Raw genomic sequence first — 13,229 nt, forward strand, 5'->3', positions numbered from 1 at the left:
AATGGAATGGAAGCAGTCCAATCAGTGCTTCAGGAATACGGGCTGGCGGCCGAATATATTGAGCCTGTCAGCCCGCATGTATGGAAAGTCTACTCAAACCACGGCATTTTTGCTTTGAAACAGCTCAAGCCGGCCCGCAGCAGTGAATTTACGGACTATATGATTGAGATTGAGGAGAAAGGCTACCGTTCATTTGTTCCGATCTACCGCACGCATGCAGGCGATTTTTTTGCGGGAAGCCGGACGGAGGCGTCTTATTATTTAATGCCCTGGCTTCAGTACGATCAGGAAGAAGAACGGGATCAAAAACATGTTTACCTTTTTAAAGAGGTGGCGAAGCTCCATTCCGCGACCGTGCGGGACATCCAAATCCGGACTGAAGATATCAGCGGCTTTTATGAACTGACGAAAAGAGATTGGGAAAATGATAAGCTCGTCTATGAACAATTTGCCGACCGGGCGGAAAAAGAGTGGTACCTTTCTCCTTTTGAATTGCAGGCTGTTACGTATCTTACAGAAACGGTTTCAGCCGTTAATTTTGCTCTTGAACGTCTGGAAGAATGGTTTGACGCGGCAAAGGATCATGACAAAACGAGAGCGGTGATCAATCACGGCAGCTTATCGAGCCGCCATTTTCTATATAATGATGTGGGAACGGGCTTTTTTACAAATTTCGAGAAAGCCGGGCTCGGACCTCCGCAAAATGATCTGCTCGGCTTTTACTCCAGAATGTTCAGAAGCTATCCGAAAGCGTGTCCGGAGTGCCTTGAATGGTTTTATACGTATCACAAATCATTCCCCCTCCGTGAAGCGGAAATCAGCCTGTTTCTCAGCTATATGGCTTATCCGAGCGGCATGTACAAAGTGCTGAAACGGTATCAAACCGCCCAAAGGGGTTCTGAGAAAGAAGAGTGCACGCAGTTATTAAGAGCGTTTTGGCAGATGAAAAATGTTGAACCTTTTCTCATGAAGGTGTATCAGATTGAGCAGGAGAAAAAAAGAAAGGCGGAAAACGAGTCCTCTTCATAGCGGGACTCGTTTTTCTATATCCATTCCAAATGCAGGGCGCATGCTAAAAACAGCAGGATGGCAAGCAGCAGGACGTCAAAAGTCGTCGGAAAGAAAATCGTCCTGATCCCCTGAAAGATCGTAATCGGTACAATGACTTGCGCTGATACAAGGCGGACCTGTCTGGCCCACGGGGGGAGCGAATAAGAATTGAATTTTTTTCTCACGGCAATTCCTCCTTACATTCGCCTTTCTTTGTATCGTATGTGAGGGAAAGGGCGGGGTGCATGCCCATTTATGTATGACGGCAGCGGTTTTTGGAAAAGATGATTGACGAAACAAAAACACTTTTACTATAATAAAGAACATAATAAATAAGATCATGAGCTGATATAAATACACCTGCTTTGAACGGGAAGAGTACAAGAAAGACGCATGAAGAGAGAGAAGCTACTGTGCTGAAAGGCTTCTTATGCCGTCTCATTGGAAGGTCGCCCGGGAGCATAATTTCTTGAACATACAGTAGAGAAATTCGGGCCGCACCCGTTATCCGTTTAAGTGCATGAACAAATCTGTTCATGAAAAAAGGTGGTACCGCGAAAGAGCTTTTCGTCCTTTATCAGGATGAAGGCTCTTTTTTAGTTGCTCAGCCATTTCTAAACATGCTGGAGGGTTATCATGGATACAAACGAACAAACAATGCCGACAAAATATGATCCGTCTGCGATTGAAAAAGGCCGCTATGATTTTTGGCTGAAAGGAAAATATTTTGAAGCGGGCGGCGATCAAACGAAACAGCCGTATTCTGTCGTCATTCCGCCGCCGAACGTGACGGGCAGGCTGCACCTCGGTCATGCGTGGGATACGACGCTGCAAGATATCGTTACGCGTATGAAACGCATGCAGGGCTATGACGTGCTCTGGCTTCCGGGGATGGATCACGCCGGGATTGCCACTCAGGCAAAAGTCGAAGCGAAACTCCGCGAACAGGGTACAAGCCGCTATGACCTTGGCCGCGAAAAGTTTCTTGAAGAAACGTGGAAGTGGAAGGAAGAGTACGCTGATTTCATCCGCAGCCAATGGGCCAAAATGGGGCTCGGGCTCGATTATTCGCGCGAACGTTTTACTCTTGATGAAGGGCTGAACAAAGCCGTGCGTGAAGTATTCGTCAAATTGTACGAAAAAGGTTTGATTTACAGAGGCGAATATATCATCAACTGGGACCCTGCCACAAAAACGGCTTTGTCCGATATTGAAGTGATTTACAAAGACGTACAGGGCGCGTTTTATCATTTGCGCTATCCGTTAGCAGACGGTTCAGGCTCAATTGAAATCGCGACCACCCGTCCGGAAACGATGCTTGGCGACACGGCTGTCGCGGTTCATCCTGAAGATGAGCGCTACAAGCACTTAATCGGCAAAACGGTGATTCTGCCGATTACAAACCGCGAAATTCCGATCGTCGGCGATGATTACGTTGACATGGAATTCGGATCAGGAGCCGTTAAAATCACGCCTGCCCATGACCCGAATGACTTTGAACTCGGAAACCGCCACAATTTAGAACGGATTCTCGTCATGAATGAAGACGGAACAATGAATGAAAAAGCGCTGCAGTATAACGGAATGGACCGGTTTGAATGCCGCAAAAAACTCGTCAAAGACCTTCAGGAGACAGGCGTTCTCTTTAAAATCGAAGACCATATGCATTCAGTCGGACACAGTGAGAGAAGCGGCGCCGTTGTTGAGCCGTATCTGTCCACACAATGGTTTGTCAAAATGCAGCCGCTGGCCGATGCGGCGGTTGACCTTCAGTCGAAAGAAGAGAAAGTTCACTTCGTTCCTGACCGTTTCGAGAAAACGTACCTGCACTGGATGGAAAACATCCGTGATTGGTGTATTTCCCGTCAGCTTTGGTGGGGCCACCGCATCCCGGCTTGGTATCATAAAGAAACAAAAGAAGTGTATGTCGGCCTTGAAGCGCCTGAGGACAGCGAAAATTGGGAACAGGATTCAGACGTGCTTGATACATGGTTCAGCTCCGCGCTGTGGCCGTTTTCTACAATGGGCTGGCCTGATGGAAATGCTGAAGACTTTAAGCGTTATTACTCAACCGATGTGCTTGTGACAGGGTATGACATCATCTTCTTCTGGGTATCCCGGATGATTTTCCAAGGTCTTGAGTTTACAGGTGAGCGCCCGTTCAAAGACGTGCTGATCCACGGCTTAATCCGTGACGAGCAGGGCAGAAAAATGAGTAAATCCCTTGGGAACGGCGTTGATCCGATGGATGTCATCGACAAGTACGGAGCGGATTCACTGCGCTACTTCCTGGCAACCGGAAGCTCACCTGGGCAGGATCTCCGTTTCAGCTATGAAAAAGTGGAATCCACATGGAATTTCGCAAATAAAATTTGGAACGCTTCCCGTTTTGCTTTAATGAACATGGACGGCATGACGTATGACGAACTTGATCTGTCCGGTGAAAAATCAGTTGCTGATAAGTGGATTCTTACAAGACTGAATGAAACGATTGAAGACGTAACCCAGCTTGCGGATCGTTATGAATTCGGTGAAGTCGGACGCCATCTGTACAACTTTATCTGGGACGATGTGTGCGACTGGTATATTGAAATGGCGAAGCTTCCGCTGTACGGGGAAGATGAAGCGGCGAAGAAAACAACCCGCTCTGTTCTTGCGTACGTGCTTGACCAGACGATGCGTCTTCTGCACCCGTTTATGCCGTTCTTAACAGAGGAAATCTGGCAGCACCTTCCTCATGAAGGCGAGTCAATCACGATCAGCTCTTGGCCTGTTCCGGTTCCGGAACATACGGACAAAGAGGCAGCGGCGGATATGAAACTGCTTGTTGAATTAATCCGTTCTGTCCGCAATATCCGAAGCGAAGTTAACACGCCGATGAGTAAGCAGGTTGAACTTTACATTAAAACATCTACGGAAGATATTGCCGGACGCCTTGAGAAGAACCGTTCTTACGTTGAGCGTTTCACGAATCCGAGCACGCTGAAAATCGGGACGGATATCACCGCGGCAGACAAAGCGATGACAGCGGTCGTCACCGGAGCGGAAGTGATTCTGCCGCTTGAAGGGCTGATTAACATCGATGAGGAAATCGCCCGTCTGCAAAAAGAATTCGACAAGCTGACAAAAGAAGTCGAACGCGTTCAGAAAAAACTCGGCAACGAAGGATTCATCAAAAAAGCTCCTGAGCAAGTCATTGAAGAAGAACGCGCAAAAGAGAAAGACTACACGGCAAAACGCGAAGCTGTCCGGCAGCGGATCGCAGAGCTGAAAGGCTGATAAAACAGCGGGGGCGGTTTCCTAAGAAACCGCCTTGTTGTATAAAAGAGGGGATTTCATTGTTTAATACGTACAAAGAAGCGATCAGCTGGATTCACGGCAGACTTAAGTTCGGCGTTAAGCCGGGCCTTCTCCGTATGGAAAGGCTGATGGAAAAATTGGAACATCCGGAAAAGAACATCCGCGCCATTCATGTCGCGGGCACAAACGGCAAAGGCTCCACCGTCTCTTTTATCCGTTCCGTGCTTCAAGAAGCCGGTTATACGGTCGGCACATTCACATCTCCCTACATCATTACGTTCAATGAGCGTATCAGCGTAAACGGCACGCCGATTTCTGATGAGGAATGGAGAGCGCTCGTTAATGAAATTAAACCGATAGTCGATGAGATTGATAAAACCGATGCCGGAACGGTGACAGAATTTGAAATCATTACAGCGTGTGCATTTTTATATTTTGCGAAGCGGGATGATATCGATTTTGTCATTTTTGAAGCGGGGCTCGGCGGCACATTTGATTCAACCAATATTGTGAAACCGCTTTTGTCGGTCATTACAAGCATCGGACATGACCATATGGCGATTTTAGGAAATACCATCGAGGATATCGCCGGGCAGAAAGCCGGTATTATTAAAAATGCCACTCCGGTCATTACAGGTGTCAATCAGCCGGAAGCACTCGGCGTTATTGAAGCGGAGGCCGAAGAAAAGCAGGCTCCGTGCCAGTCGCTATATAAAACATGCAGACTGTTTAATGGTGCGGCGCTTCCGTCCGGCGAAAGCTTTTCGCTGGAAACGGAAACGAAATGTTATGAGGACGTTCAAACGTCGCTGATCGGCATTCATCAAAGGCAGAATGCGGCCTTGGCGATATTGGCCGCTGAATGGCTGAATCGCCTGAAAATCACTGCCATTTCTGAAGAAGCATTGCGAAACGGTCTGAAAAAAGCTTCATGGCCGGGCCGGTTTGAACAGCTTCAAAGCCGCCCTTTAGTGTTTGCGGACGGCGCCCATAATGAAGAAGGCGTTGATACGCTGACAGAAACGATCAGGCAGCGATTTGCCGATAAAAGCGTCCATGTCGTATTCAGCGCATTAAAAGACAAACCGTATCAGGAAATGATTAAAAAGCTTGAAACCGAAGCAGATTCCATTCATTTTGCGTCATTTGACTTTCCGCGTGCCGCAAGCGCCGAAGACCTTTACAATGCAAGCGGTCTTGCGGATAAGAGCTTTGATGAGAACCCGGACAGTGTGAAAGAGTGGATAGAACAAAAAGACGGAGCGGATGATGTCATCATCATTACCGGTTCTCTATACTTTATTTCAGAAATGAGAAAGCGGCTGATCTGACAGCCCCTGGAACACCCGGCAAGCCATTTTACGGTTTTGCCGGGTGTTTTTATGAGGAAAACACATTTTCAGCCATTTCAGGCATGATATTTTTCTATGCTACAATCTGAGCCAGATTGATAGAAAAGGTGTGATCTGAGTGCTTTTCATTCTGTTTGTTCTCGGTCTGATTTTCGGTTCTTTTTTTTATACAGTCGCATGCCGTATTCCGCTTCGAATCTCGGTTATTTCGCCGCGTTCATCCTGTTCGTTCTGCGGCTTGCCGCTCTCCTGGGGGGAGCTTGTGCCCGTTGTTTCCTATATCCTGCAAAGAGGAAGGTGCAGAAACTGCCGTGCGAAGCTGTCAGTGATGTATCCGGCAGCGGAATGCTGGACGGCATGTTTATTCACGGCTGCCGGTATCCATTTCGGTTTCTCAAAAGAGCTGCTAATCGCGCTGTTATTTTTGTCTCTGCTGATGATTGTTACTGTGACGGATCTGCAATATATGCTGATTCCTGACAAGGTTCTGCTGTTTTTTCTTCCGCTTTTTATCGCCGGCCGTATTTTTTCTCCGCTGGATTCATGGTATGCGGGGTTTGCCGGAGCTGTTTGCGGATTTGCTCTGCTTGTTTTTATCATGTTTGTCAGTAAAGGAGGCATCGGCGCAGGTGATGTGAAGCTGTTTGGAGTGATCGGGCTTGCGCTCGGTGTGAAGCTCGTCCTTATTGCATTCTTTCTTTCCGTTATAATCGGAGCCGTATACGGTATGTGCGCCGCAGCGGGAGGCAGGATTGGTAAAAAGCAGCCTTACCCGTTTGCGCCGGCCATCGCAGCCGGGAGCGCTGTGAGTTACTTATACGGTGAAGAGCTGTTCGCGTTTTACATCACACTCGCTTCAGGCGGTGCTTGAAAAATTTGGCGAACGTTTTTTGGACAAGACGACAAAAGTCTTGTTCTTTTTTTTTACGCCTATGCTAAAGTGTGAACCATGATCAGTTCAAGGTACGGCCAAGACGAATGCAAGGGGGAAGAGACGTTGAAAAAAAGGAAAAGCAAAAAGAACAGCAAAGCCAAAAACAATGCCCTTAAAGTAACAATTAACGGAAAAGAAGAAACGATGTATGGACAAGAAGGTGTGAATGCAGGCGGGGAGAAAACCGTCACTTTTTCAAATTGGGAAGAAACAAAGAAGGCGGAGCAGGAGATTGCAGCATCTCACGAAGATCCGAAAGAAGAAGACTTCAATTGGGATGATGAGAAGAATCATGAGGTATTTGAAGACGATCCGAAAGTCGTCCCGCCATACCAGAAGAAAAACACGGGTCCTCATTTTCCGAAAAAGAAGCAGCCGTCATCTCCAGTAAAAAAAGCGGTCACGACAATTGCCGTTGCGGCTGTTTTAGGCACCGGCCTCGGCCTTGTCGCCTTAAATATGTCGGGAAGTAAAGAAGCCTCCGCTCCCGCCCCCGCTCCCGCCTCCGCTGACAAAGGTTCACAAGGACAGACGGTGAAAGCGGGAGACGTTTCAAAAGACAAATCAGAAACAAGCGGCACAGGAAACGCGGAACAGTCAGACGGAAACTATAAAACATTTGCGGTGCAGGCCGGAAAATTTTCATCAGAAAAAGGAGCGCAAACGCTTGTTGACCAGCTGACTGAAAAAGGATACTCGGCTGTCTCTCTGGCAAAAGAAGACGGGTACACATACGTGATCGCGGGTCTTGCAGCGGAAAAAAGCTTATCACAGCAATTGGGCCAGACACTGATAGACCATGATTTTGAGGCTTGGGGCGGAAAAGAGCTCAGCTTTGCGGTCGATTCAGGATTGGAAGGCTCTTTTAAACAAGCATCTGAGCTCTCGGCCAAAGCGATTACCGGCAAAGACATTTCAAAAACGGATGTGGCTGAAGCAGCCAAAGCTGCAGACGGCGCAGACGCAGCTGACAAAAAGCAGAAAGAGGCCGTGCTTCAAGCGCTGAAAGAATTGGAAACGTCCGGTTCAGAATCCGGCTGGAAAGCCCAAAAACAGCTTTTAAGCGTTGTGAAATAATAATCTCTCAATTCCCGTCATCCGGCGGGATTTTTTATTTTGTCATCAAAAAGTTATTTTTCTGAAATTGTGGTTGCCCGTTTGATTTGGTAGGATAGACAAGTATCTTTTTTTCTTAAGCAAACCCTGAAAGGATGACAATCATGACGAAACGCTTAATACTCGCATCACAATCTCCGCGAAGAAAAGAACTCCTTAATCTTCTTCAGATTCCTTACAGCATTATTGCGAGCCGCACAGATGAAAAATTAAATCGAAACCTTTCGCCGGAAGAAAACGTCCAATGTTTGGCCGAGCAAAAAGCCGGTGCTGTATTGGCCGAAAACCCCGATGCAGCCGTTATCGGCGCTGACACGATGGTGTGCATAGACGGCGAGTGCCTCGGCAAACCGCGTGACAGAGAAGAAGCGGCACACATGCTGCGGAGGCTTTCCGGCCGAAGCCATCAAGTCATTACGGCGGTCAGCATTCAGACGCATGACCGGAAAGAAACGTTCTGTGACACGACGGAAGTGACGTTTTGGCCGCTCAGTGAAGACGAAATACAGCTCTACATTGAAACTAAAGAACCGATGGATAAAGCAGGTGCATACGGCATCCAAGGAAAAGGCGCGCTTTTAGTGAAAAAAATAGACGGTGATTTCTATTCTGTCGTCGGGCTTCCTGTCGCTAAAACAATGAGAGCCCTGAAAGAATTTAATATAAAAGCTTGATGTTCAAACCGGGAAGGGGAACAAGGAGGGGTTGATCATCCGTGATCTGCCGTTAAAATTAAGAGATTTCCCCGAAAATGAAAAACCGAGAGAGCGGCTTCTGCACTTCGGAGCCGAACATCTGTCTAACAATGAACTGCTTGCCATCCTGCTGCGGACGGGAACGAAACACGAGTCCGTCATGAACCTCTCTCACCGGCTGCTGCGGACGTTTGACGGGCTGCGCCTGTTAAAAGGCGCTTCTGCTCAGGAGCTTTCCAGCATTCCCGGAATCGGGACAGTGAAGGCTGTTCAGATTCTTGCCGCAATTGAGCTGGGCAGCCGTATTCATAAGACTGCCGCCGGGGAGCACCGGGTCATCCGTTCTCCCGAAGACGGGGCGAAGTATGTGATGGAGGATATGCGCTTTTTATCCCAGGAGCATTTTGTCTGTTTATATTTAAATACTAAAAATCAAGTCATTCATAAACGCACCGTTTTTATCGGAAGTCTGAATTCATCTATTGTCCACCCGCGGGAGGTGTTTAAAGAAGCTTTCAAACGATCCGCCGCATCCTTCATTTGCGTTCACAATCATCCTTCAGGAGATCCTACACCGAGCAGGGAAGATATAGAGGTAACCAGGCGGCTTTTTGAGTGCGGAAATTTAATCGGCATCGAGCTGCTCGATCATTTGGTCATTGGTGACAAAAAATTTGTGAGTTTAAAGGAAAAAGGATATTTGTAACACTTTTTTTTTCGTTGATTTAAGATATAATAGATTTTATGAGTTTTTCCCTTTAGGGTATTTTTGCTTTAAGAAAGGAAGATACATACATATGTTCGGAATTGGTACAAGAGACCTTGGTATAGATTTGGGAACTGCGAATACGCTTGTGTTTGTTAAAGGTAAAGGAATTGTAGTGAGAGAGCCGTCAGTCGTTGCTCTGCAAACGGATACGAAATCGATCGTTGCGGTCGGTAACGATGCGAAAAACATGATCGGAAGAACTCCGGGCAACGTGGTTGCGCTCCGTCCGATGAAAGACGGCGTTATCGCTGATTATGAAACAACTGCGACAATGATGAAATATTACATTAATCAGGCTGTGAAAAATAAAGGATTATTTGCGAGAAAGCCGTACGTTATGGTGTGTGTGCCGTCAGGTATTACTGCCGTTGAAGAACGGGCGGTCATTGACGCGACAAGACAAGCGGGCGCACGCGACGCTTATCCGATTGAAGAACCGTTTGCGGCAGCAATCGGCGCGAATCTTCCTGTATGGGAGCCTACGGGCAGCATGGTCGTTGATATCGGCGGCGGAACAACTGAAGTGGCGATCATTTCATTAGGAGGCATTGTCACGTCTCAGTCAATCCGCGTAGCCGGTGACGAAATGGACGACTCAATCATCAGCTATATCAGAAAAACATATAATCTGATGATCGGTGACCGTACGGCGGAAGCCATTAAAATGGAAATCGGTTCAGCAGAAACCGGTGAAGAAAACGCGTCAATGGAAATCCGCGGCCGCGACCTTCTGACAGGTCTGCCGAAAACGATCGAAATCACGGGAACGGAAATTGCAAATGCCCTGCGTGATACAGTTCTTTCAATCGTTGACGCGGTGAAGAGCACGCTTGAAAAAACACCGCCTGAGCTGGCCGCAGACATTATGGACAGAGGTATTGTGTTAACCGGGGGAGGCGCCCTGCTCCGCAATCTCGATAAAGTCATCAGCGACGAAACGAAAATGCCTGTACTTATCGCTGAAGATCCGCTGGATTGTGTTGCGATCGGCACTGGAAAAGCACTGGAGCACATCCATCTTTTCAAAGGAAAAACAAGATAATCAGGAGTTAAATAGAAGAGGTGTATCACGATGCCGAACAAACGGTTAATGCTATTACTTCTGTGTATTATCATATTGGTGGCTATGATTGGATTCTCGCTGAAGAACGGCCGTAATACCACCTGGCCTGAAAAGCTGATCGGTGATACGACGGGAGTATTTCAAAATATTTTTCACACGCCTGCCGAATATTTTGCAGGGTTCTTCGGGGACATAAAAGACCTGAAAAACACGTACAAAGAAAACGAACGCTTAAGACAAAAGCTGGACGGACAGACACAATATGAAGCGAAGCTCCAAGAACTCAAAGATGAAAACAAGAAGCTGCGTGATGAACTCGGACATGTCAAATCGATTTCCGACTATGATCCGATTTTAGCGACCGTTATCGCCAGAAATCCTGATCAATGGTACAAGCAGATCATGATCAATAAGGGAACGAAGCAGAAAGTGGCCAAGGACATGGCGGTCACAAACGAAAAGGGTGCGCTTGTCGGGAAGATCAAAAGCAGCGGACTCAACAGTTTCACATCAGCCGTTCAGCTGCTGAGCGATGTTGACCGCAATAACAGAGTGGCCACCAAAATCTCCGGCAAAAAGGGAAGCAAAGGCTACGGTTTAATTGAGGGGTATGATAAAAAGAAACAGACCCTGAAAATGACCATCCTTGAACCGGATGAAAAACGCGAAGTGAAAAAAGGCGACCTTGTGGAGACCTCCGGAACGGGCGGCGTATTTCCTCAAGGGCTGACGGTCGGCGAAGTAACCGATGTCGAATCAGATGCTTACGGCCTGACGAAAATCGCTTACGTTAAACCGGCTGCCAACCTGTATGATCTTGACCATGTCATCGTTGTCAATCGAAGCGTAGCAACAGGGGAGGAAGGATCGTGAAACGTTTCCTTCTCCCTTTGATTATGATTTTAGTCTTTTGTGCGGAAAGCATCTATACAGATCTGGTGCATTTTCCTTTCGTTTCCGACGAGCAGCAGGTCGTTCCGCATTTTCTTTTGCTTGCGCTGATTTTTATGTCCGCTTATATCAACCAAAAGCATGCGGTGATCTACGGTCTCATTTTCGGGCTTCTTTATGACATCAATTATACGGGTGTTTTAGGCGTTTATATGTTTGGTTTTGCCGGTTTATGCTACCTGGCGGCCAAAGCGTTTAAAGTGCTGCAGACAAATGCCCTGATGGTCATTCTGGTCGCTGTGCTGAGCGTATGTGTGCTTGAATTTTACGTTTACGGCATTCAGACGTTAATCCGCAGCGGCACAATGACGTTTAACGACTTTGTCATTCAGCGGTTTTTGCCGACCGCTGTGCTGAATATTGCGGGAGCCATTATATTAGTCCTGCCCTTTAGGCTGTTTTATATAAGTCTGAAGAAAGAATTAAGAGATGAGTAAAAAGGATTTTATCTTTTTTTGACGAAAAGAGTATGTTGTTGAGGTGAACATTGATGAAGACCAAAAAGCAGCAATATGTAACAATAAAAGGAACAAAAAACGGCTTAACATTGCATCTGGATGATGCGTGTTCTTTTGATGAGCTTCTCGATGGTCTTCAAAATATGCTGTCGATTGAACAATATACTGATGGCAAAGGCCAAAAAATCAGTGTTCATATCAAACTCGGGCATCGGTATCTGTATCAGGAACAGGCAGAGCAGCTGACTGATCTGATCGCGTCAAAGAAAGATTTAGTCGTGCATTCAATTGACAGTGAAGTCATCGCCAAAGAAGAAGCGCAGCGGATGAAAGAGGAGCAGGAAATTGTTTCTGTTTCTAAAATCATCCGTTCAGGTCAGGTGCTTCACGTAACGGGAGATTTGCTTTTAATCGGAGATGTGAATCCCGGCGGTACGATCAGAGCCGGAGGAAATATATTTGTTCTCGGTTCATTAAAAGGGATTGCCCATGCGGGTTATAACGGAAATAACCGGGCTGTGATCGCCGCATCCGAAATGATGCCGACACAATTGAGGATCAATCATGTGTTAAATCGCTCCCCAGACCACATTCAAAAAGGGAACGACATGGAATGTGCTTATTTAGATACTGACGGAAATATGGTCATTGAACGCCTTCAACAATTGGCTCATTTAAGACCTGATCTAACAAGGCTTGAGGGAGGAATGTGAAATTGGGTGAGGCTATCGTAATAACTTCGGGAAAAGGCGGAGTAGGTAAAACAACAACATCTGCAAACCTCGGTACCGCCTTAGCCATTTTAGGGAAGCGCGTCTGTCTGGTAGACACAGATATCGGACTGCGCAACCTTGATGTCGTAATGGGTCTTGAAAACAGAATTATTTACGACTTAGTAGATGTAATTGAAGGCAGATGCAAGACGCATCAGGCGCTTGTCAAGGACAAACGTTTTGATGATCTGCTTCATTTAATGCCGGCTGCCCAGACAAGCGACAAAACGGCTGTTGTCCCTGAGCAGATCAAATCGCTTGTGCAGGAGCTCAAGCAGGAATTTGATTATGTCATTATCGATTGTCCGGCCGGAATTGAACAAGGCTATAAAAATGCCGTTTCCGGAGCTGATAAGGCGATTGTGGTAACGACGCCGGAAATATCAGCGGTTCGGGACGCTGACCGCATTATCGGACTTTTGGAGCAGGAAGATATTGAACCGCCGCGCCTCATCGTCAACCGCATCAGAAATCACCTCATGAAAAACGGTGACACGATGGATGTGGATGAGGTTGTTCATCATCTGTCTATTGATCTCCTCGGAATCGTTGCCGACGATGATGAAGTGATCAGAGCTTCAAATATCGGCGAACCGATTGCCATGAATTCTAAAAACCGCGCCAGCATTGCTTACCGCAATATCGCCCGGCGTATTTTAGGAGAATCCGTTCCTTTGCAGGTGCTTGAAGAGCAGCAAAAAGGGATGATGGCGAAAATCAAGTCGTTTTTCGGCGTGCGTTCATAAATATACTGGAATACAAAGATCT

13 protein-coding genes and 1 other annotated feature are annotated in these 13,229 nt (G+C 47.0%); of the genes, 12 read left to right on the forward strand and 1 reads right to left on the reverse strand.

Annotation, left to right across the window (positions count from 1 at the left end):
• Window positions 1–6: 6 nt before the first annotated feature.
• Window positions 7–1,029 (forward strand): spore coat protein YsxE, encoded by a 1,023-nt coding sequence (gene ysxE / locus Y79_RS0117090; protein ID WP_029575361.1) that lies wholly within the window; start codon window positions 7–9, stop codon window positions 1,027–1,029.
• 14 nt (window positions 1,030–1,043) lie between these two features.
• Here the strand turns inward: ysxE and Y79_RS0117095 are convergent, their stop codons facing one another.
• On the reverse strand, window positions 1,044–1,235 hold the full coding sequence (locus Y79_RS0117095; protein ID WP_016938774.1) for a hypothetical protein: 192 nt from the start codon (window positions 1,233–1,235) through the stop codon (window positions 1,044–1,046).
• Window positions 1,236–1,406: 171 nt separating this feature from the next.
• Window positions 1,407–1,628: a binding site (T-box leader), on the forward strand.
• A 58-nt stretch (window positions 1,629–1,686) separates the two neighbouring features.
• On the opposite strand from Y79_RS0117095, the gene Y79_RS0117100 reads away from it, so the two are divergent.
• The 11 genes from Y79_RS0117100 to minD all read left to right on the forward strand — a co-directional run bounded on the left by Y79_RS0117100 (window position 1,687) and on the right by minD (window position 13,207).
• A complete protein-coding gene (locus tag Y79_RS0117100; RefSeq protein ID WP_016938775.1) occupies window positions 1,687–4,329 on the forward strand; it encodes a valine--tRNA ligase in 2,643 nt (880 codons plus the stop codon).
• A 59-nt stretch (window positions 4,330–4,388) separates the two neighbouring features.
• Window positions 4,389–5,681 (forward strand): bifunctional folylpolyglutamate synthase/dihydrofolate synthase, encoded by a 1,293-nt coding sequence (locus tag Y79_RS0117105; RefSeq protein ID WP_016938776.1) that lies wholly within the window; start codon window positions 4,389–4,391, stop codon window positions 5,679–5,681.
• 139 nt (window positions 5,682–5,820) lie between these two features.
• On the forward strand, window positions 5,821–6,573 hold the full coding sequence (locus Y79_RS0117110; protein WP_016938777.1) for a prepilin peptidase: 753 nt from the start codon (window positions 5,821–5,823) through the stop codon (window positions 6,571–6,573).
• Between the two features lie 126 nt (window positions 6,574–6,699).
• Complete coding sequence (locus Y79_RS0117115) at window positions 6,700–7,713, forward strand: SPOR domain-containing protein (RefSeq protein WP_016938778.1); 1,014 nt, start codon at window positions 6,700–6,702, stop codon at window positions 7,711–7,713.
• 143 nt (window positions 7,714–7,856) lie between these two features.
• Window positions 7,857–8,426, forward strand: coding sequence for a Maf family protein (locus Y79_RS0117120; protein ID WP_016938779.1), 570 nt, complete (start codon window positions 7,857–7,859; stop codon window positions 8,424–8,426).
• A 31-nt stretch (window positions 8,427–8,457) separates the two neighbouring features.
• Entirely contained in the window at window positions 8,458–9,153 is a 696-nt protein-coding gene (gene radC / locus Y79_RS0117125; RefSeq protein ID WP_016938780.1) for a RadC family protein, read from the forward strand.
• Window positions 9,154–9,244: 91 nt separating this feature from the next.
• The gene (mreB, locus tag Y79_RS0117130) at window positions 9,245–10,258 is read left to right on the forward strand and encodes a cell shape-determining protein MreB (RefSeq protein WP_003152647.1); all 1,014 of its coding nucleotides are present in this window, start codon (window positions 9,245–9,247) and stop codon (window positions 10,256–10,258) included.
• Between the two features lie 30 nt (window positions 10,259–10,288).
• On the forward strand, window positions 10,289–11,152 hold the full coding sequence (gene mreC / locus Y79_RS0117135; protein WP_016938781.1) for a rod shape-determining protein MreC: 864 nt from the start codon (window positions 10,289–10,291) through the stop codon (window positions 11,150–11,152).
• A complete protein-coding gene (mreD, locus tag Y79_RS0117140) occupies window positions 11,149–11,667 on the forward strand; it encodes a rod shape-determining protein MreD (RefSeq protein WP_016938782.1) in 519 nt (172 codons plus the stop codon). Before mreC ends, mreD begins: the two co-directional genes overlap by 4 nt.
• A gap of 53 nt (window positions 11,668–11,720) precedes the next feature.
• On the forward strand, window positions 11,721–12,401 hold the full coding sequence (gene minC / locus Y79_RS0117145) for a septum site-determining protein MinC (protein WP_016938783.1): 681 nt from the start codon (window positions 11,721–11,723) through the stop codon (window positions 12,399–12,401).
• 2 nt (window positions 12,402–12,403) lie between these two features.
• Window positions 12,404–13,207: a septum site-determining protein MinD gene (minD, locus tag Y79_RS0117150; protein WP_016938784.1), complete on the forward strand. Its 804-nt coding sequence runs from the start codon at window positions 12,404–12,406 to the stop codon at window positions 13,205–13,207.
• Window positions 13,208–13,229: the final 22 nt, after the last annotated feature.

Source organism: Bacillus siamensis KCTC 13613, assembly GCF_000262045.1.
In the GTDB taxonomy this organism is placed as follows: domain Bacteria; phylum Bacillota; class Bacilli; order Bacillales; family Bacillaceae; genus Bacillus; species Bacillus siamensis.

Bases quoted from the DNA above. Each gene is read 5' to 3' on its own strand.
- ysxE (WP_029575361.1), top strand. From the start codon at position 7: ATGGAAGCAGTCCAATCAGTGCTTCAGGAATACGGGCTGGCGGCCGAA.
- Y79_RS0117100 (WP_016938775.1), top strand. From the start codon at position 1,687: ATGGATACAAACGAACAAACAATGCCGACAAAATATGATCCGTCTGCG.
- Y79_RS0117120 (WP_016938779.1), top strand. From the start codon at position 7,857: ATGACGAAACGCTTAATACTCGCATCACAATCTCCGCGAAGAAAAGAA.
- mreB (WP_003152647.1), top strand. From the start codon at position 9,245: ATGTTCGGAATTGGTACAAGAGACCTTGGTATAGATTTGGGAACTGCG.
- mreC (WP_016938781.1), top strand. From the start codon at position 10,289: ATGCCGAACAAACGGTTAATGCTATTACTTCTGTGTATTATCATATTG.
- minC (WP_016938783.1), top strand. From the start codon at position 11,721: ATGAAGACCAAAAAGCAGCAATATGTAACAATAAAAGGAACAAAAAAC.